At 35.0% G+C, this 19,287-nt stretch carries 23 protein-coding genes; all 23 read left to right on the top strand.

Going from position 1 to position 19,287, the window contains the following annotated elements:
- The first annotated feature begins 14 nt into the window (after positions 1 to 14).
- The 23 genes from ACMZ6Z_RS00115 to ACMZ6Z_RS00005 all read left to right on the top strand — a co-directional run bounded on the left by ACMZ6Z_RS00115 (position 15) and on the right by ACMZ6Z_RS00005 (position 19,153).
- A complete protein-coding gene (locus ACMZ6Z_RS00115; protein ID WP_124748762.1) occupies positions 15 to 290 on the top strand; it encodes a head-tail connector protein in 276 nt (91 codons plus the stop codon).
- Positions 290 to 622, top strand: coding sequence for a phage head closure protein (locus ACMZ6Z_RS00110; protein ID WP_124748761.1), 333 nt, complete (start codon positions 290 to 292; stop codon positions 620 to 622). The genes ACMZ6Z_RS00115 and ACMZ6Z_RS00110 overlap by 1 nt, the downstream gene beginning before the upstream one ends.
- Complete coding sequence (locus ACMZ6Z_RS00105) at positions 619 to 996, top strand: HK97 gp10 family phage protein (RefSeq protein WP_124748760.1); 378 nt, start codon at positions 619 to 621, stop codon at positions 994 to 996. Before ACMZ6Z_RS00110 ends, ACMZ6Z_RS00105 begins: the two co-directional genes overlap by 4 nt.
- Positions 989 to 1,339: a hypothetical protein gene (locus ACMZ6Z_RS00100; RefSeq protein ID WP_408126684.1), complete on the top strand. Its 351-nt coding sequence runs from the start codon at positions 989 to 991 to the stop codon at positions 1,337 to 1,339. Before ACMZ6Z_RS00105 ends, ACMZ6Z_RS00100 begins: the two co-directional genes overlap by 8 nt.
- The gene (locus ACMZ6Z_RS00095; protein ID WP_408126685.1) at positions 1,312 to 1,911 is read left to right on the top strand and encodes a major tail protein; all 600 of its coding nucleotides are present in this window, start codon (positions 1,312 to 1,314) and stop codon (positions 1,909 to 1,911) included. The genes ACMZ6Z_RS00100 and ACMZ6Z_RS00095 overlap by 28 nt, the downstream gene beginning before the upstream one ends.
- A complete protein-coding gene (locus tag ACMZ6Z_RS00090) occupies positions 1,911 to 2,276 on the top strand; it encodes a hypothetical protein (protein WP_124748757.1) in 366 nt (121 codons plus the stop codon). The genes ACMZ6Z_RS00095 and ACMZ6Z_RS00090 overlap by 1 nt, the downstream gene beginning before the upstream one ends.
- Positions 2,273 to 2,437, top strand: coding sequence for a hypothetical protein (locus ACMZ6Z_RS00085; protein WP_185690661.1), 165 nt, complete (start codon positions 2,273 to 2,275; stop codon positions 2,435 to 2,437). Before ACMZ6Z_RS00090 ends, ACMZ6Z_RS00085 begins: the two co-directional genes overlap by 4 nt.
- A 60-nt stretch (positions 2,438 to 2,497) precedes the next feature.
- Positions 2,498 to 5,305 carry a phage tail tape measure protein gene (locus tag ACMZ6Z_RS00080; protein ID WP_416130644.1) on the top strand — a complete coding sequence of 936 codons (2,808 nt, stop codon included), beginning with the start codon at positions 2,498 to 2,500 and terminating at the stop codon, positions 5,303 to 5,305.
- Positions 5,302 to 5,940 (top strand): hypothetical protein, encoded by a 639-nt coding sequence (locus tag ACMZ6Z_RS00075; protein WP_124748755.1) that lies wholly within the window; start codon positions 5,302 to 5,304, stop codon positions 5,938 to 5,940. Before ACMZ6Z_RS00080 ends, ACMZ6Z_RS00075 begins: the two co-directional genes overlap by 4 nt.
- Positions 5,940 to 7,559 carry a phage tail protein gene (locus ACMZ6Z_RS00070; protein ID WP_124748754.1) on the top strand — a complete coding sequence of 540 codons (1,620 nt, stop codon included), beginning with the start codon at positions 5,940 to 5,942 and terminating at the stop codon, positions 7,557 to 7,559. Before ACMZ6Z_RS00075 ends, ACMZ6Z_RS00070 begins: the two co-directional genes overlap by 1 nt.
- 1 nt (position 7,560) lies before the next feature.
- The gene (locus ACMZ6Z_RS00065) at positions 7,561 to 9,303 is read left to right on the top strand and encodes a hypothetical protein (protein ID WP_409482535.1); all 1,743 of its coding nucleotides are present in this window, start codon (positions 7,561 to 7,563) and stop codon (positions 9,301 to 9,303) included.
- A 15-nt stretch (positions 9,304 to 9,318) separates the two neighbouring features.
- On the top strand, positions 9,319 to 9,726 hold the full coding sequence (locus tag ACMZ6Z_RS00060) for a phage holin family protein (RefSeq protein WP_124748752.1): 408 nt from the start codon (positions 9,319 to 9,321) through the stop codon (positions 9,724 to 9,726).
- Positions 9,726 to 10,700: an N-acetylmuramoyl-L-alanine amidase gene (locus tag ACMZ6Z_RS00055; RefSeq protein WP_124748751.1), complete on the top strand. Its 975-nt coding sequence runs from the start codon at positions 9,726 to 9,728 to the stop codon at positions 10,698 to 10,700. Before ACMZ6Z_RS00060 ends, ACMZ6Z_RS00055 begins: the two co-directional genes overlap by 1 nt.
- Positions 10,701 to 10,845: 145 nt before the next feature.
- A complete protein-coding gene (locus tag ACMZ6Z_RS00050; protein ID WP_124748750.1) occupies positions 10,846 to 11,037 on the top strand; it encodes a hypothetical protein in 192 nt (63 codons plus the stop codon).
- Positions 11,030 to 11,329 carry an rRNA biogenesis protein rrp5 gene (locus tag ACMZ6Z_RS00045; RefSeq protein ID WP_124748749.1) on the top strand — a complete coding sequence of 100 codons (300 nt, stop codon included), beginning with the start codon at positions 11,030 to 11,032 and terminating at the stop codon, positions 11,327 to 11,329. The genes ACMZ6Z_RS00050 and ACMZ6Z_RS00045 overlap by 8 nt, the downstream gene beginning before the upstream one ends.
- Positions 11,322 to 12,455 (top strand): DUF2800 domain-containing protein, encoded by a 1,134-nt coding sequence (locus tag ACMZ6Z_RS00040; protein ID WP_416130643.1) that lies wholly within the window; start codon positions 11,322 to 11,324, stop codon positions 12,453 to 12,455. Before ACMZ6Z_RS00045 ends, ACMZ6Z_RS00040 begins: the two co-directional genes overlap by 8 nt.
- A 1-nt stretch (position 12,456) precedes the next feature.
- The gene (locus ACMZ6Z_RS00035) at positions 12,457 to 13,005 is read left to right on the top strand and encodes a DUF2815 family protein (RefSeq protein ID WP_124748747.1); all 549 of its coding nucleotides are present in this window, start codon (positions 12,457 to 12,459) and stop codon (positions 13,003 to 13,005) included.
- Between the two features lie 10 nt (positions 13,006 to 13,015).
- Positions 13,016 to 13,153 carry a hypothetical protein gene (locus tag ACMZ6Z_RS00030; RefSeq protein ID WP_416130642.1) on the top strand — a complete coding sequence of 46 codons (138 nt, stop codon included), beginning with the start codon at positions 13,016 to 13,018 and terminating at the stop codon, positions 13,151 to 13,153.
- Positions 13,154 to 13,327: 174 nt separating this feature from the next.
- Positions 13,328 to 15,268 carry a DNA polymerase gene (locus ACMZ6Z_RS00025; protein ID WP_408126690.1) on the top strand — a complete coding sequence of 647 codons (1,941 nt, stop codon included), beginning with the start codon at positions 13,328 to 13,330 and terminating at the stop codon, positions 15,266 to 15,268.
- A 57-nt stretch (positions 15,269 to 15,325) separates the two neighbouring features.
- A complete protein-coding gene (locus tag ACMZ6Z_RS00020) occupies positions 15,326 to 15,547 on the top strand; it encodes an SHOCT domain-containing protein (RefSeq protein WP_124748746.1) in 222 nt (73 codons plus the stop codon).
- 52 nt (positions 15,548 to 15,599) lie between these two features.
- Positions 15,600 to 17,156, top strand: coding sequence for a recombinase family protein (locus ACMZ6Z_RS00015; protein ID WP_124748745.1), 1,557 nt, complete (start codon positions 15,600 to 15,602; stop codon positions 17,154 to 17,156).
- Between the two features lies 1 nt (position 17,157).
- Positions 17,158 to 17,574, top strand: coding sequence for a recombinase family protein (locus tag ACMZ6Z_RS00010; RefSeq protein WP_124748744.1), 417 nt, complete (start codon positions 17,158 to 17,160; stop codon positions 17,572 to 17,574).
- 1 nt (position 17,575) lies between these two features.
- Positions 17,576 to 19,153, top strand: coding sequence for a recombinase family protein (locus ACMZ6Z_RS00005; RefSeq protein WP_237665663.1), 1,578 nt, complete (start codon positions 17,576 to 17,578; stop codon positions 19,151 to 19,153).
- Positions 19,154 to 19,287: the final 134 nt, after the last annotated feature.

Genomic DNA, 19,287 nt, shown 5'->3' with positions numbered 1-19,287 from the left:
AAAGGAGATAAGCAGTGAGTCCAACACTCGAAGAAGTAAAACAATATGTCAGAGTAGATTCAAGTGATGATGACTTACTGCTTGAATCTCTCTTGGCAACATCAAAACAATTATGTATGCATATTTTAAGAGTAGATGAAACGTCTACTCTTTTATTATGCGAAGAAGTTAAGACTGCTATTTTGTATAGTGTCGCTTATCTATATGAGCATAGAGAAGAAGCAAACCACAAGGAGCTAACTTTAACACTAAGAAGTCTGCTTTTTGGAATTAGAAAGGCGGAATTCTAATGAAAGTGAGCTTATTAAATACTCGAATTATCATTCAAGAATCTATTATGACAATGGATGAAATAGGCAATCAACTTGAAGATTGGATGGATATGTATTCTTGTTTTGCAACGGTTAGTAAGGAAAGTCCACTTGAACAAACATCAGTGGGTGCAATATGGGATAGGTCTAAAATAGATTTTACGATTCGCTACTCATCTGAAGTGAGTCATCTTGATAGTACAAAACATAGAGTATTATTTAATGACAAAATTTATAACATCAAAGGTATTGACCATATGAACTTTAGAAAGAAAAGCTTAAAGCTACATTGTCAGTTGGTGGAAAGATGAAAGTCAAAGTAGATGATATGGCAAATGCTATTCAAAAAGAATTAGAGAAATATCAAAAAGTCACAACTGAACAACTAAAAAAAGTCATCAAGGAAGTTGGAAAAGAAACAAAAGAAATGATTCAATCTAGCGCACCGAAGAAAAGTGGCAAGTATGCGAAAAGTTGGGCAGTTAAAAGGGATAAAGAGACAAGTGGTTCATTGAGTGTAGTGGTTCACTCTAGAAATAAGTATCAGCTGACGCATTTACTTGAATTTGGACATGCAAAAAGAGGCGGTGGAAGGACAAGGGCGATGCCACATATTGCAAATGCTGAGAAACAAGCAGTCAGTTCATTTGAACAAAAAGTAAAGGAGATATTAGAAAATGACTAGTTTAATAAACGTGATTAAAGAAATGAATCTCCCTTATGCTTATCATCACTTTGCAGAAAGTAATGCGGTGAGCCCACCTTTTTTAATTTATCTGTTACCAAGTACCAATCACTTCAAAGCAGATGGGAAAATCCATCATAAAATATCAGTGGTTCATCTAGAACTTTATACAGATAAAAAAGACATCACTTTAGAAAGTAGATTAGAAAGTATTTTAGAAAAGTATGAGATTGTCTATGACAAGCATGAAACTTGGATTGAGAGCGAAAAGCTCTACGAAGTTTTATATACATTTGAAATGGAGGAACAAAAATTATGGCAAACAAAGTCAAATATAATTTAAAAAATGTACACGCTGCAAAACTAACAAAAACACAAGAAGGTACATTTACTTACGAAACACCTAAACCAATACCAGGTGCGGTCAGTATTAGTTTAGAGGCTGAAGGAGAATCAAGTCCATTTTACGCCGATGGTATCGTCTATTTTAGGTCGACATCTAATAATGGATACAGTGGGGATTTAGAGATTGCACTTATCCCTGAATGGTTTAGAACCGATATCTTAAAAGAAGAATTAGATAAAAATGGAGTGCTCGTGGAGAAGGCATCCATTAAGGAAACAGAAAAATTTGCATTACTCTTTGAATTTGATGGCGATGAAAAAGCGATCCGTCATGTTCTATATAACTGTTCAACTTCTAGACCATCCATTGAATCGGAAACGAAGGAAGAGTCTATTTCCCCAGGTACAGAGAAATTAACATTAACTGCTGATCCTAGAGAAGATGGATTAGTGAAATCAAGAACAGGAGATGCTACTCAGGATACGAGTTATCAAAATTGGTATAAGAGTGTGTATTTACCTACACCAAAAACAGAAACAGTATCACCTACAGGAAGGGCAGGTAGCTAATGTTAGAAAAGAAAATAATGATTAATAACCAAGAGGTAGTATTCAAATCGTCAGCCACCATTCCAAGGCTATATCGTTTGAAATTTAAGCGTGACATTTTTAAAGATTTATCGAAACTAGAAAAATCCTATAAAGGAGATAATAGTAGTTTTGAGATTGAAGATTTAGAGATTTTTGAAAATGTTGCCTATATTATGGCATTTCATGGGGACAACACAATCCCACCAACTATTGAAGAATGGTTAGATCAATTTGAAATGTTTTCAATCTATGAAGTCTTACCAGAAATTCTAGAATTATGGGGTAGTAATCTTAGGGTCGAAGTTGAGAGTAAAAAAAAGTTCAATCAAGTAGTAGGGAAATGACAACAGCATTATTCCTACTTCGATGTGTCGAGATAGGTATTTCTATCAGTGAACTCGATTTATTATCTATCGGGATGGTTTTAGATATTTGGACTGAAAAAGGAAACGATAGTGTTAAATATCAAAAAGTAGCAGGACAAAGTGAGTTTGATAGGTTTTAAAGAATAAGTGGCCTTAAAGAAGGTCTTTTTTAATACCCATTTTTAAGAAAGGAGGACCATATGGCAGGAAGAATTAGAGGGATTACTGTTGAAATTGGTGGCGATACGACAGGATTAGATAAGTCATTAAAATCAGTCAATAACAACATTCGTTCAACGCAGTCAGCATTAAAAGACGTGAATCGATTATTAAAACTTGATCCTAAGAATACCGAGTTATTATCGCAAAAACAAAAATTACTCGGACAAGCCATTAAGGAAACAAGTAGTAAACTGGATGCCTTAAAAGAAGCTGACAAACAAGCTAAAGTCCAACTTGAAAATGGGGACTTAGGTCAAGATAAGTATGATGCTTTACAGCGTGAAATTATCGAAACAGAGCAGTCTTTATCCAAACTACAAGATGAATTCAAGAAAGTACCCAATGCTGTCACGTTATCAGTAAAAGAAGCTGGAGATAAAATTAAAGAGCTTGGTGATAAAACACAGGAAGTTGGTAAAACACTAAGTACCCATCTTACACTACCACTTGTTGGGATTGGTGCAGCATCCATTAGTGCTTTTAATGAAGTCGATGCAGGCTTAGATACCATTGTTACTAAAACAGGGGCAAGTGGTGATGCACTTGAAGAAATGAAAGGCATCATGGAGAACATCGCAACAAGCATTCCGACTGACTTTGCTACTGCAGGGGCCGCAATTGGAGAAGTGAATACTCGATTTGGTGTCACAGGAGATAAGCTCGAAGAATTATCCAGTAAGTTTATCAAGTTTGCCGAGATCAATAACATTGATGTATCTAATGCTATTGATAACACGCAAAAAGTGATTGCAGCCTTTGGCCTTACGACAGAAGATGCTGGAGCCCTATTGGATACGATGAATGCAGTAGGTCAGAGAACAGGAATCAGCATGGATACTTTATCCAGTGCTTTAATTTCTAATGCAGCAACATTACAACAACTAGGTTTTAATGCAAGTGATGCTGCAAACTTTCTAGGCAATGTCGAAATGTCTGGTGCAGATACCTCTCAAGTGATGACAGGACTTACGAAAGCATTAGCGACTGCAACGGCTGAAGGTAAACCACTCAATGAGGCACTAGCAGAGATTCAAGATAGCATGGTCAATGCGAAATCAGATACAGAAGGTTTAGAAAAAGCCTATGAACTTTTTGGTAAAAGAGCAGGTGGTGCAATTTATCAAGCTTGTAAAAATGGATCTCTTAACTTTAATGAACTTGGTACTTCCTTACAAGATAATCTAGGTAATGTAGAAACAACCTTTGAAAATACCATTGATCCAATTGATAGTTTCAAAACTACAATGAACCAATTAAAAATTGTCGGTGCTGAAGTTGGGAATGCGTTAATGACCGTCTTAAAACCTATGCTTGAAAAGCTTTCAGAAGTTTTTAAGAACATCAAAAAAGGATGGGATAGCTTATCTCCAGGTATGCAAGAAGCCATTGTTTCATTTGGTGTTTTAGTGGCTACAGTAGGTCCAATTGTCGTTGTCATTGGAAAAGTAATATCTGCCATTGGAACAATTACAGGACTTTTAGCACCGCTTATTGGTCTAATTACTGGAACAAGTGCAGCGACAACTGCAATGGGTGTAGCTGGAGGGGCAAGTGCAGCAGGAACTACAGCAGCTGGTGTTGCTGCAACAGGGGCTGCAACGGGATTTGGAGCATTAAATCTATCGTTATTACCGATTATAGGAATTATCGCTGGTATTATCGCTGCTATTGCTGCCATCATTTTAGTGATTAAAAATTGGGGTGCTATTACTGAGTGGTTTAAAGGTGTGTGGGAGACTATCACGCAAACAGTAATGACTGTCGTTCAAAATATAGCTAACTTTTTCATGACAGCTTGGAATGGAATTGTTAGCTTTTTTACTACCACTTGGGAACTGATAAAAAATATTCTTGATGTTGGATTGCAGTTTTTAGTAGCTCTTATTCAAGGTGCATTTGCACTTATCACACTACCATTTCAATTCATATGGGAAAACTGTAAAGAGGTCATCATATCTGTATGGGAGAGTATTAAAAACATTGTAGGTAATGCGATTAGTGCTGTATCCAGTGTGATTGAAACGGTGATGGGTACGATACAAAGTATCCTTACAACGATTTGGAATGCTATTAGTAGTGGAATTTCAATTGTGTTGTCATCTATTTTTAATGTGGTATCGAGCGTATTTAACTCCATTAAAACGACTGCTAGTAACATTTGGAATGGCATTAAATCAGTCATTACTGGGGTTATTAATGGAATAAAAACCAGTGTTTCTACCGTTTTTAATACCGTCTCTTCAACGATTAGCACAGTATTTAATAGCATTAAATCTACTGCAACAAATGTATGGAATGGCATTAAATCAGCAATTGTAACACCAATTGAGGCAGCTAAGAATACCGTCAAAAAAGCAATTGATTCAGTTGTGGGATTCTTCTCGGGTATGAAGATTTCATTTCCTAAAATTAAACTGCCACATTTTAGTATTAAAGGAAGTTTTTCATTAATGCCACCATCTGTACCAAGGTTATCAATTGATTGGTACAAAGAAGGTGGAATTATGACAAAGCCAACAGTATTTGGACTAAATGGTTCATCACTTTTGGCAGGCGGTGAGGCAGGAGCAGAAGCCATCCTACCATTAAAAGGGTTTTATAGTCACTTGGATAAGCTGTTTTCAGAGCGACTTGGAAGTACGGAAACAATGGAGAAATATTTAGCGATAATCGCAGAAAACAGCACACAAAACATTTATTTAGATGATGGCACACTTGTTGGGAAACTACTTCCAAGCATTGATAGTGGCTTAGGTAAATTAGCTGTAAGGAGGTCAAGGGGATGATTACATTAGCAATCGATGGTTTTAATATTTATGACGAGATGGGAATTGTGCTTGAACACTTTGATATTGGCATTCCTGATCCTAAAATGCATAAAGTATCAGTACCTGGACGAAATGGTGATTTAGATATGACAAGAGCATTAACAGGCTTTACGCATTTTCATAACCGAACGATTAATCTGACACTTGGACTGACAGGAAGTGAAGCAGATAGGGAAGAAAAGCGCTCAGCTTTATTTCAAATCACCACGAACAAACAAGTAAAGGTAGAGTTCTCGCATTTAAATGGCTACTTTTTAGGCGATATCACCTTTCATTCTTATGAGAGAAATCCTGCGAAATCAACCATTCAAGCAAGTGTTGACTGTTATCCATTTAAGATTTCTAATGAAGAAGTGTCATCAAGTATTGCTTTAAGTTCTACTCCAAGAACGATTCATGTGCTTTACCTTGGAATGCCCGTTCCTATTGTCATTAAGACAACAGGAAATGCGATTATTGAACATAAAGGAAACAGGTATTCAGTTGAAAAAGGAGAACATAAGCTAGGTATTGTTTTAGAAGTAGGAAATAACGAACTTACCCTATCGGGCTCAGGCACCTTAAGTTATCAGTATAGAATGGAGGAGCTATAATGTATCGAATCTACTGTGATGAAGAATTGATTTATCATCCGCTGATTTCTGACTATGATGTCATAGATGCAAGACTTGATATTGAAATTAATGCTTCTGGGAATTTAGTCATTACTATTCCAAAGACAAATCCGTCTTATGGTCGTATACAGTATATGAAATCAATTATAAAAGTCTTTGACGATAGTAAACTCATTTTTAGAGGTCGTGCTTTTTCACCGAGCATGGATCTATTTCAAAATGAAACCATCGAGTGCGAGGGAGATTTAGCTTTCTTTAATGACACGATACAAGCACCATTTCATTTTGGAAAACAAAGTGTTCAAACGGTATTAAACAAAGTATTAAATGAACACAATAAGCAAGTTCAAAAAGATAAACAATTTAATCTAGGAACGGTTAGTGTTACTAACGATACGGAAAGTGGCGATATTGTTCGAGGTAGCTTAGAGTATTTAACCACATGGTCTTTTTTAAGAGATAAGCTCTTAAAGAAACTAGGTGGTTATTTTTATGTCCGTTATGAAAACAATGAAGCGTACTTAGATTATGTAGCTGATCTAAATTATGTAGGAGAGCAAGAAATTACACAAACAGTTAACTTATTAGATGCTAAAAGGGAGTGGTTAAGTGAAGATTTAGCAACCATCATACTTCCACTTGGCGCAAAAATGAGTGATGAAGAAAGTGACGAGGAAACCTATCTAACCATAGAAAGTGTTAATAATGGCTTGATGACTTTAAGGGATGGAACAGCGATTCAAAAGTATGGCGAAATCACAAAGGTTGTTCATCATGAGGGCATTACACTTCCACAAAATCTTCTTAGAGCAGGAAGAAAAGATTTAGCTGACTCTGTAAAACTACTAAGCAAAATCACGCTAACAGCAGCAGACCTTTCAAAAACAGGAGAGGATGTATCATCCTTTTATCTAGGACAAAAAGTAAAAGTTAATGTTCCAAGCTTAAACATTAATGAGCGAATGTTAATTAGTGGCTTATCTCTTGATTTACTACATCCTGAAAGTAATGTTCTAACAATCGGTAGTGAAGAAAAAACACTCACAACCACTCAGTTTAATACGATTCATTCCATTGAAACGATGCATCAAAATATAAAGGAAAACATGAAAGAGTTAAATGCACTAGCGATTGTTAGAGCAATTAGAGAAGCCAATTCATACATCCAACAATCTGCCAATGATATTAGGCTTGAAGTGTCTGAAAAATACTATAACAAAGAAAAATCAGATGAACTACTTCAATCAGTTCAAACGCTGATGACACAAACCTCAAATGCCATTACTTTTCAGTTTAATCAATATAAGCAAAGTCAAGAAAGGCTATATGGAGAAAATGCCAAGAAGTTTACGGAACTTAGCAAATATATCCGATTTGAAAATGGAAACATTATTCTTGGAGAACAAAATAGTCCTATTGTTTTAAGAATAGAAAATGAACGGATTGTCTTTTTAGAAAGTGGTGTTGAAAGTGCCTACTGGCATAATCGTAAGTTCTATGCGGTAGATGGAGAGTTCATTAACAGTTTGAAATTAGGGAAGTTTGCCTTTATTCCTAGACAAACTGGAAATTTAAGTTTTACAAAAGTGGAGGACTAAGATGAGTGGATCATTTAATACAAATGCCTATGAAGTGAGGTATTTAACTTTTGAATGGAGTGTGGCAAGCCAAAATGTCGCAACCAATCAAACCACAATAAATTGGAAATTAAGAGGAAATGGAACAAATCCTTATACTTGGTATATGTCTGGAAATTTTAAAGTGGTTATTGAAGGGCGGACAGTTTATCAATCGGAAACTCGTATTCAATTAACAGGAACTACGACCGTTGCATCCGGGCAATATACCATAACCCATAATGCTGATGGGAATAAAACCTTTAATGCAAGCTGTGAAGCGGGAATTTACTATTATGCTGTTAACGCAAGAGGAAGTGGTTCATGGGCATTACCTATGATCGCAAGAGCGACACAGCCATCAGTTAATAAAACATCGATGGCATTTGGAGAAAGTATCATCATTAGTACACCTAGAGCATCTACGACTTTTACGCACACCGTACAAGCAAGTGTTGATGGGAAGTTAAATTATACGAATATCGCAACCAATATTGCCACAAGCTTTACGTATACCTTGCCTAAAACTTGGGCGAGGTATTTAACCCATTCAACAGATAAATTAAGAATTAGAGTATTAACCTATTCAGGATCGCAGCGTATAGGAACTAAAGAAGCACCTTTAATTAGTGTCAGAGCAACAAGTGATATGACACCTGTTGTCAATATCGCTTTAACTGATGCTAACAACTTTTACACAACATACGGAGGGTTTGTAAAAGGAAAATCAAAGATTCGAGCCAAAGTAACAGAGACCCTTTACGAGCAAGCGGTTGTTACCACAAGGAGTTTACTCTTAAATGGGATTACTTATCAAAGTAATGACCAAACATCAGAAATAATAAAATCTACGACACAACGTATCGAAGCTAAAGTAACAGACTCAAGAGGTCTAACTGGTACAAAGGTTGTAACACCGATTGTTTATGATTGGTATGAACCTAAAATTACAATGATAAAGGCGAATCGATGTCAGTCCAATGGAACGATTGATGAAACGGGTAATCACATCAAACTAGAGTATGCCTGTGCTGTTGCACCGGTTAATAACAAAAATAAAAAGACACTGTCCTACAGTTATCGACAGCTTAATCAATCAACTCAAACAACACGAAGCATTACAATGGATACTTTCAGTAAATCAGGTAGTGTGATTTTTCCTGCTAGTGGGGAGAATACTTGGGAGGTAAGCATTCAATTAACTGATGCTTTTACCACAAGTAGGGCAGTTGTTAATGTCGGGACAGCTTTTGTGTTACTAGATTTTCATAAAACAGGTAAAGGAATCGGTGTCGGAAAAGTATCTGAAGAGCCATTGCTATTTGACCTCTCTCCGAGTTGGACTATTGGATATAAGGGAAGTCAAATCGCAGATTTTATAGAATCGACAGGCACAACATTTGGTTGGAGATGGAGAAAATGGAACAGTGGATTAATGGAAATGACAACAAGAAAACAAGTAACTATTGATATCAAAACAAAATGGGGTGGTCTGTTTGTATCTGGGGCAATAACCGATACGAATTTGACATACCCTTTTACATTTAAGGATGTACCAACATTAATTGTAAATTTATCATCACTGTCATGGGTAGGTTTTTTGGTAAATGCTACGGGTCATCCATCAACAACATCAAACACAGGTGCATTTCAAATCGCAAGAGGAGTTGAAGCAACAAATGCGAATTATATATTAAATTATTATGCCATCGGAAGATGGAAATAAATAGGAGGGAAAACAATGAAAGAATTATGGATAAGCATACAAGTGTTACTATCTGCAGTAGGTGGAACACTTGGTTATTTATTAGGAGGAATGGACGGGCTGTTATATACATTAATTGCTTTTGTAGTCGTTGATTATCTAACAGGAGTCCTATGTGCTATATCAGATGGAAAGCTATCTAGCGAGATAGGATTTAATGGAATCGCAAGAAAAGTCATCATCTTTTCTTTAGTTGGAATTGGTCATCTATTAGATGTTCAAATATTAGGTCATGCAGGTGTACTACGCTCTGTTGTGATCTTTTTTTATTTATCCAATGAAGGAATTTCAATCATTGAAAATGCAGCACATTTAGGACTTCCCATTCCTGAAAAACTGCAATCAATACTTGAACAATTAAAAGATAAGGAGAGTGGAAAATAATGAGTAATAGTCCCTTAGTTAATCATGTAAATTTAAGTCCAAATCATAGTGGGCGAAGAAAATATAAGATTGATAGAATTACAATCCATCATATGGCAGGTAATTTATCGGTTGAAACTTGTGGTTTGGTATTTAAGCCTGTTTCAAGACAAGCAAGTTCTAATTACGCAGTTGACTCAAAAGGAAGAGTTGGCATGTATGTGGAAGAACATAACCGTTCTTGGTGTTCTTCTAGTCCAGAAAATGACCATCGAGCGATTACCATCGAAGTTGCCAACGATGAGATTGGTGGGTCTTGGCATGTTAGTGATGTGGCATTGGAAAAGACTATCGAACTTTGTGTCGATATTTGTAAGAGAAATGGCATCAAGGCATTAAATTATACAGGAGATACCAAAGGAAATTTAACCAAACATGAATGGTTTGCCAATACCAACTGTCCAGGACCTTATCTTGGTAGTAAGTTTCCATACATTGCATCTGAAGTAAACAAGAGATTAAATCAAAAGTTGACTAAAGAAGTGATACTTAAAGGTTTATTTAGAGTACGAGTTTCATGGAATGATGCTAAAAGTCAAAAGGGTGCATTTAGACATTTTGAAAATGCGAAGGCTTGCGCAGATAAGTATGGCTATCGTGTGTTTGATGAAAAAGGAAATACAGTTTATCCCGTTTCAAAAGAAAACCTAAAAGATATGGTAGATATCGCAAAAGAAGTGATTGATGGGAAGTGGGGTAATGGATCACATCGTAAGAAATCACTATTACATGCTGGATATGACTATAATCTAGTTCAGGCAAAAGTAAATGAGTTATTAAGCGAACAATCTAGTAAAGCACTAAAGCCGATCGATGACATTGCCAAGGAGGTCATTAATGGGAAATGGGGTATCGGGCAAGATAGAAAGAACCGTCTATCAAAAGCAGGTTATGACTATAGCGCTATACAAAGAAAAGTAAATGAGATGATTTAAGCAATAAACCTATCTAAGTCATAGTACTTGGATAGGTCTTTTTTTGTTTTTGAAAAAATTTTTTAAACTACCGTCCGATTTTGTACTCTCCCAAGGCTAACTATTAGAGAGATAAATAAACACTCTCTAGAAAGGAGAACCAACTATGAAACATCAATTAAAAGTCAGTGTTTCAAAAAAACCATCATCGGACAGTGTGATGAGATGTCGAAAGGTTTCTATGAGAGAAAGACTTCTAAGATTTCTATTTGGAAATAAAAGAGACATTGTTGTACTGATTCCAAGTGACAGGATTGAAGAAGTAGCCATTAAAAAGAAAGGAGATCAAGATGAGTAGGATGAAATTGCTTAAACAAGTGCTAGATGACTTAGACAATCTTAATCAAAGTATTTCAGAGCTTGTAAATGCTGTTGGTGAGAATCGAGAAGAAAGTGACATAAAAGAAAAGCAAGAAACGGTGATTACACTTGAGGAAGTTAGAGGTGTGCTGGCTGAAAAAAGTAGAGCAGGATTTACAAAGGAAGTTAAAGCGCTCATTCAAACTTTTGGAGTCAATAAACTAAGCGATGTTAATCCACGAGACTATGCTTTGTTACTTAAAAAAGCAAAGGAGCTATCTCATGAGTAAACACGCATTATTAAGCGCATCAAGTAGTCACAGATGGCTAAGTTGTCCACCACTTCCAAGGCTTGAATCATTTTTCCAAAATGAAATCAGCGATGCAGCCATCGAAGGGACATTAGCCCATAAGTTAGCAGAATATAAGCTAAGGGTTGTTTTGAAAGAAGAAGTAGCACCATTAAATATGAAGAAGTTTAATCAAGAAATGCAAGAGCACACAGATGATTATGTTTCTTATATCTTGGAACAAGTAGAACTTGAAAAACAAACAACAAAAGATGTTGTTGTACTCATTGAACAACGCTTAGACTTTTCACATTATGTACCAGAAGGCTTTGGAACAGGTGACTGCATTATTATCTCGGATAAAAACCTTCATATTATTGATTTTAAGTATGGTCAAGGAGTAGAGGTAAGTGCAGAAAACAATCCACAAATGATGTTATATGGACTTGGAGCATTAAATATTTATGATGCACTTTATGATATTGAGACTGTGAAGATGACTATTTTTCAACCGAGAAAATACAATATCTCAACCTTTGAATTAGGAGTAGATAAACTGACAACATGGGCAGAAACTGAATTAAAAGAAAAAGCAGAAGCGGCCTTTGAAGGAAAGGGAGTCATTACTTATGGTCCTTGGTGTCAATTTTCAAGCTGTGGAGCTGTACTACGTGCAAGGTTTGACCATCATAAAAAACTAGAACGTTTTGAACTAAAATCACCATATTTACTAACGGATAGTGAGATTGAGGAAGTTTTAGATCACATTGATGATTTAGTAAAGTGGTCAAATGAAGTCAAAGAATATGCGACTAAACTAGCCCTTCAAAGTGGAAAACAGTGGAACGGTTATAAACTAGTTCATGGTAGAAGTACAAGGAAATTTAAAGACGAAGAAACAGTTGTGGAAATTGCAAAAGAAAATGGATACGACAACATCTACAAACAAACTTTACTTTCAATAACTGAACTTCAAAAGTTAATGGGTAAGACAAAATTTGAAACTTTATTTAACGAACAACTAATCAAACAATTAGGAAAACCAACGCTTGTTACATTAACAGATAAAAGACAAGCCATTGTAAATGCCAAACAAGAATTTAATGAAATCAAGGAGGAAAACTAATATGGCAAAGTTTAACAACACAAAAGTAATTACAGGAGTAAACACAAGATTATCTTATTTTAATGGATGGGAACCAGTATCGATTAATGGTGGAACAGAGAAGTATTCTGTATCTGTCCTAATTCCAAAAGATGACAAAGAAACATTATCAAAAATTGAAAAAGCAATTGATGCTGCTATTGAAGAAGGTATTGCGAAATTTGGTGGGAAGAAACCAAATAAAGCTGCGATTAAATTACCGCTTCGTGATGGTGATATTGAAAAAGAAGATGAAGCATATAAAGGACATTACTTTATTAATGCAAATTCCATCAAAGCACCACAAATTGTAGATAAACAAGTACAGCCGATTTTAGACCAAAGCGAAGTCTATTCAGGCTGTTATGCAAGAGTGTCACTTAACTTTTATGCCTTTAATTCAAATGGCAATAAGGGGGTTGCTTGTGGACTAGGAAATATTCAAAAAATTAAAGATGGAGCACCACTTGGTGGACGTAGCAGTGCGAGTGATGATTTCACGACATTAGAAGATGATGACTTTTTAGCGTAGGAGGTTAAGCATGAATGGTATTGAAAAAATGATGCTATCTATTGCTTTTGGAGGAACAGTTGGAATGATCCTAGGTCAATTGTTAATTGTCATTAGTAATTGGTTAGCAGATAGAAAAGCTAAAAAGGCTAGAGGAGCAAAAAGATGAAAATAATGGAAGTATTTCTAACGATTTTTATTGGTACATTACTATTTGAAATCGTGACAAAAACAATGGTTAATCTCTATATAGATATCAAAGAGAAACTTAATAAAAAGTAGGTTAAATGGGTGGTAGGTATTTTCCTATCACCTTTATTTAGGAGGTGATTTTTTGGAGAAAATAAAAAAGCTTAACTGTGATATTGAAACATATAGTAGTGTCAATCTTCAAAAATCAGGCGTTTACAAATATGCTGAATCCGATGATTTTGAAATCCTTTTATTTGCATATAGCGTTAATGATGGCAATGCTAAAGTTATTGATTTAAAAAATGGAGAAGAAATACCAGAAAAAATAAAAAAAGCTTTAGTTGATGAATCTGTTGTGAAATGGGCGTTTAATGCTCAGTTTGAAAGAATTTGTTTATCTCGGTATCTCAAGTTTTCAAATGGAGAATACCTTAATCCATCATCTTGGCGATGTACGATGGTTTGGTCGGCAACACTTGGACTTCCTTTATCTCTTGAAGGGGTAGGCAGTGTCCTTGGCCTTGAAAAACAAAAATTGACACAAGGAAAAGAATTAATTAAGTATTTTTGTATGCCATGTACTCCAACCAAAGCAAATGGACAAAGGACGAGAAATCTTCCTTCTCACGCTCCTAATAAATGGACTGATTTTAAGAATTACAACATTCGAGATGTGGAAGTTGAAATGGAAATAGCAAATAAACTTCAAAGGTTTCCTGTGACAGATGAAATATGGTCTGAATATCATTTGGATCAACAAATTAATGATAGAGGCATTATGATTGAAGAGACATTTGTAAATCATGCGATAAGCCTTCATAACAAAACAAGAGAAAGGCTAATGAATCAAATATCTGAAATCACGGGACTAGAAAATCCTAATTCTGTCATTCAACTTAGAAAATGGTTAGCAGATAACGGGATAGAAACAGAAAGCCTAGATAAAAAGTCAGTCAAACTGCTATTAAAAGATGCCAATGAAGAATCATCAAAGGTCTTAAAAATTAGACAACAACTATCAAAGTCCTCAGTGAAAAAGTATGAAGCAATGAAGGAGGTTGCTTGTAGGGATAAAAGGTGTCGAGGGATGTTTCAATTTTTAGGAGCGAATCGAACAGGAAGATTTGCAGGAAGGTTAGTGCAACTTCAAAACTTGCCACAAAATCATATCGGTGATTTAAGTGAATCCAGGGCATTAGTAGCGAGTGGTAACTTTGATGCAGTTGAACTTTTATATGATAATATCCCAGATTTACTTTCTCAATTAATTAGAACAGCATTTATACCAAAAGATAAACATTTATTTTATGTTGCCGATTTTTCAGCCATAGAAGCAAGGGTGATTGCATGGCTTGCAGGAGAAAAGTGGCGATTAAACGTGTTTAAAGATGGTGGAGATATTTATTGTGCTTCAGCTAGTCAGATGTTTGGTGTTCCTGTGGAAAAGCATGGTGTGAATGCTGGACTTAGACAGAAAGGAAAAATTGCAGAACTTGCCTTAGGATATGGTGGTTCAGTTGGTGCTTTAACTGCAATGGGAGCACTTGATATGGGCATTGAAGAAGATGAACTAAAACCACTAGTAGATGCTTGGCGAAGTTCAAATCCTATGATTGTCGATTTGTGGTGGTCGGTTGATCGCTGTGTCAAACAAACAGTTAAAGAACGAATGACAACATCGACTCATGGCATTTTGTTTTCATACAAAAGTGGTATGTTGTTTATCACACTTCCTAGTGGAAGAAAGCTCTCATATATTAAACCGCGAATTGGAGAGAACAAATTTGGTGGCGAGTCAGTAACTTATGAAGGTGTAGGAACAACAAAGAAATGGGATAGAATTGAAAGTTATGGTCCTAAGTTTGTAGAAAACATCGTACAGGGGATTGCTAGAGATATTTTAATGTATGCGATGAATAATCTAAGAGATTACCAAATTGTGGCTCATGTTCATGATGAGATTATCATAGAAGCACCATCAGATGTAACGATAGAATCTATTTGTAATACCATGTCCATTGTTCCAACTTGGGCAAGTGGTCTACTGCTAGATTCTGATGGATATGTTTGCGAATTTTATAAAAAAGAATAAGGGAAACGTCCGATTTTACCTCCTCTCAAGGCTACCTTGTAGGAGGTGTTTTTTTTTATGGAAGTAATCAAAATTGAAGATACAAAAATAAGAGACTACGAGATTACCTATACCCTCAAAGATTTAGAGAACGAGTACGATGCGTTTCTTTCATTAAGTATAGTAAAAAACATGTTTGAACAAGGACTTATTACTAGTGATGAAAAGCTTAAAATCACGCAAAAAATCATTGACCAGTTTACACCATATTTATCAGAAATAATCACCCAAATGACTTGATAAATAGTACTTATTACGGGAATATGTCCATAACAAAAATGGAGGTGATCGTATGAAAAAAATTCATCCCATAAAGCCTTTAGAAATACCGCTAAATCATAAAGTTCGAGTAGCAGCATACGCTAGAGTATCTTCTAATACGGAAGAACAATTATCTAGTTTGAAAGCTCAAAAAGAGCATTATGAAAGATACATTAATTCTAATAAAGATTGGGAATTCGTTGATGTGTATTTTGATGAAGGGATAAGTGGAACAAAACTAAAAAATCGAGAGGGTTTAAATCGGTTAATTGATGACTGTGAAAAAGGGCTCATCAATTTAGTCTTAACCAAGTCAATCAGCAGATTTGCTAGAAACACAGTAGACTGCTTGAAATTGGTTAGAAAGCTTTTAGCTTATGATGTTGCTGTTTTTTTTGAAAAAGAGAACATCAAAACTGATGATATGGACGGCGAGCTTATGCTTTCGATTTTGGCAGAACTTGCTGCTAACGAATCAAAAAGCATTTCAGAAAATGAAAAATGGTCAATTAAAAATCGATTTAAAAATGGAACTTACATTATTTCATATCCACCCTATGGCTACTGTAACAACAATGGGGTGATGGAGATTATTCCTGAAGAAGCAGATGTTGTAAAAGAAATCTTTAGTAAAACACTTATGGGGTTTAGCACTCATAGTATTTCAGCTGATTTGAACAGTAGAAATATACAAACGAAACGAAAGAAAAAATGGTCAGCAGGAACTATCAACGGAATTATAAAAAATGAAAAGTATACCGGGGATGCCATATTTCAAAAGACATATACAAAAGATGATTTCACTAGAAAACACAATAAGGGAGAAGTCGATAGTTATTTGGTTGAAAATCACCATGAGGCAATTATTTCCAAGGAAACCTATAAAAAAGCTAATGAGATTTTAGAACAAAGACGATTAGAAAAAGGAAATAAAGCCAAAGGAGAATCTGCCAATCGTTATGCCATGTCAGGCAAAATAATATGTGGAGAATGTAAGGGAACTTTTAAAAGGCGTACGCATACAAAAGCAAAAGGTAGAAAGTACATCGCTTGGTGCTGTGGTAGGCATATTGAGGATAAAGAACAATGCAGCATGAAGTATGTTGAAGAAGAAGCGATTAAACATGCTTTTATTATGATGATGAACAAGTTGATATTTGGACGTGACTATTTATTGAATCCACTAAAAAAGCAATTAGCAAAACTTAACAGTCGTTCTATCGACAAGCAATTAGAAGCATTACAGGAAAAAATAGTTGAAAAACAAATCAAGTTAGAAGAAACAGAAAAACTATTTTATGGGGAATACTTAGATTTTAAATCATACTCTAGAATTAAGAATCAGCTATTATCGGATCAAGAAAGATTGAATGCACAAAGTAATCATTTGTTGAGTAATGATTACAATAAAAAGAAGTCAAAAATGTATTTAGATAAGCTTATAGAGTTTGTCCAAAAATCATGCTATCTTGCAGAGTTTGACGATGTAGTATTTTCTGAGTTTATAGAAAACATTGAAGTTATAAACCGTACTAAGGTTAAGTTTATTTTGAAATGTGGCTTAGCTCTAGAAGAAAGGTTGGATTAGAATGAAACACTTACCAAAAGGATACAAGATTGAAAATGGGAAAATTATCGTCAGCAAAGAAGAAGCATTAAAAATACAGTCTTTATTTGAAAAATATCTTGAGGGTTTTAATTTAGTAAAAGCAGCAGAGACTGTAGGTATAAAAGGAAGTCATGGAACCATCAGCAGAATACTTGAGAACGAAAAATACATCGGTGCTTTGAACTACCCACCAATTATTTCAAAAGAAATATTTGAAAAAGTTCAAACAAGACGAAGCGAAATCGCAAAAAAACTAGGAAGAGATAATTTCAAGGAAAAAGTCAAAGATAGAAAAATCTCGCTGGATTTTATAATTGAGGCAAAAGATAGAGAGTTTGATGATCCCTACGAGGAATCATCTTACAAATATAGTTTAATAAAGATTGGAGGGATATAAATTGGTAGAAAAACGTGTCGTTACTGTCATTCCAGCATCAACAAATCATAATGTTGGACTAACAAATAACAAAGTCATAAAGAAGAAAGTAGCAGCCTATTGTAGGGTTAGTACAGATAGTGAAGAACAGGCATCCAGTTATGATGCCCAAGTGGAGTTTTATACTAACTATATCAATAGTAGAAATGACTGGGAGTTTGCAGGAATTTTTGCAGATGACGGCATTAGTGGAACAAACACTAAAAAGAGGGTTGAATTTAATCGTATGATTCAATCGTGTAAAGACGGTAAAATCAATATGATTATTACTAAATCCATCAGTCGGTTTGCAAGAAATACATTAGACTGTCTAAAATATATACGTGAATTAAAAGAATACAATGTCCCCGTTTATTTTGAAAAAGAGAACATCAACACAATGGATTCTAAGGGAGAAGTGTTACTAACCATTATGGCCTCATTAGCACAACAAGAATCAGAATCTATTAGTAAGAATGTTAGAATGGGTATTCAGTATCGATATCAAAAAGGTGAGGTTAGAGTAAACCATAGCCGATTCTTAGGATATACCAAAGATGAAAACAAGAACTTAGTTATTGATCATGCTGAGGCAGAAGTAGTCAAACGAATCTTCAAGGAGTATTTAGAAGGAAAAAGCCTAAACAAAATCGCTAAAGATTTGATGAAAGATAATATTTTGACTGCAGCTAATAAACCAACTTGGCGAGGTGAAAGCATTAGAAAGATATTATTAAATGAAAAGTATATGGGAGATGCTTTACTACAGAAAACTTGCACAGTTGATGTGCTAAATAAAAAGCGAGTAGTAAACAATGGATTAGCACCACAATATTATGTAGAAAATAGTCATGAAGCAATTATATCCAAGGAGATGTTCCAAAGAGTTCAACAAGAATTAAAAAGAAGATCAAAGCTACATGAACAGCAGAAAATTAGTAGAACGGCATACAATAGTAAATATGCCTTATCTAGCATTTTGGAATGCGAAAAATGTGGGAATTACCTTAGAAGAGTTGAACATAACTCAAAAGGGAAACACTATGTTAGATGGCGATGCAAAACTAGAATTACAGAGGGGATTTGTAAGTGCAACTCAGAATCTATTTCTGAAAAAGAACTTCAAAATCATATTATACGAGTGATAAATAGAATGTTAGGTAATAGAGTGAATATGTTAGAATCCTTAAAAAATGATATTGAGGAAGTTATAGTATTGGATAGTGGAAGTCTTTCTGGAATAGAAAAAAGAATCAAAGATTTACAGCGAGAGTTGGAGTCTTGCATCAATCAGAATACAAACTATGAGCATATCATATTAGAGATAGATGAATTATTAAGTATAAAAAATAACACTCAAATACAGAACAACGAACAGGAGAATTTTCAAAATAGGTTATCTGAAATTAATGATTTCATAGAATCACAGTCAACTTTAATAGATGAATTTGATGAAGATATTGTACGGAAAATTATTACCAAAGTTGTAGTAGGAGACAAGAGCATAGAGGTAGTATTCAAATCAGGACAATCAATGAAAGTAAAAAGGTTAATAGATTAAGTGTTTTGTACTTAGTGCAAGACACTTTTTTTATTTCTTGGTAGAATATATATAAAGAAATAGTTAATCTAATACTGTCGACAGATTTATCTGAACTCCAAAAATGACTTGTAAAGTAAGATATACGCTCGTTT

Origin of the sequence: Streptococcus pluranimalium, assembly GCF_047785705.1 — a bacterium.
GTDB classification, from domain to species: domain Bacteria; phylum Bacillota; class Bacilli; order Lactobacillales; family Streptococcaceae; genus Streptococcus; species Streptococcus pluranimalium_A.
The sequence above is the reverse complement of the archived record's forward strand: the minus strand, read 5'-3'. Positions and strand labels throughout refer to the sequence as shown.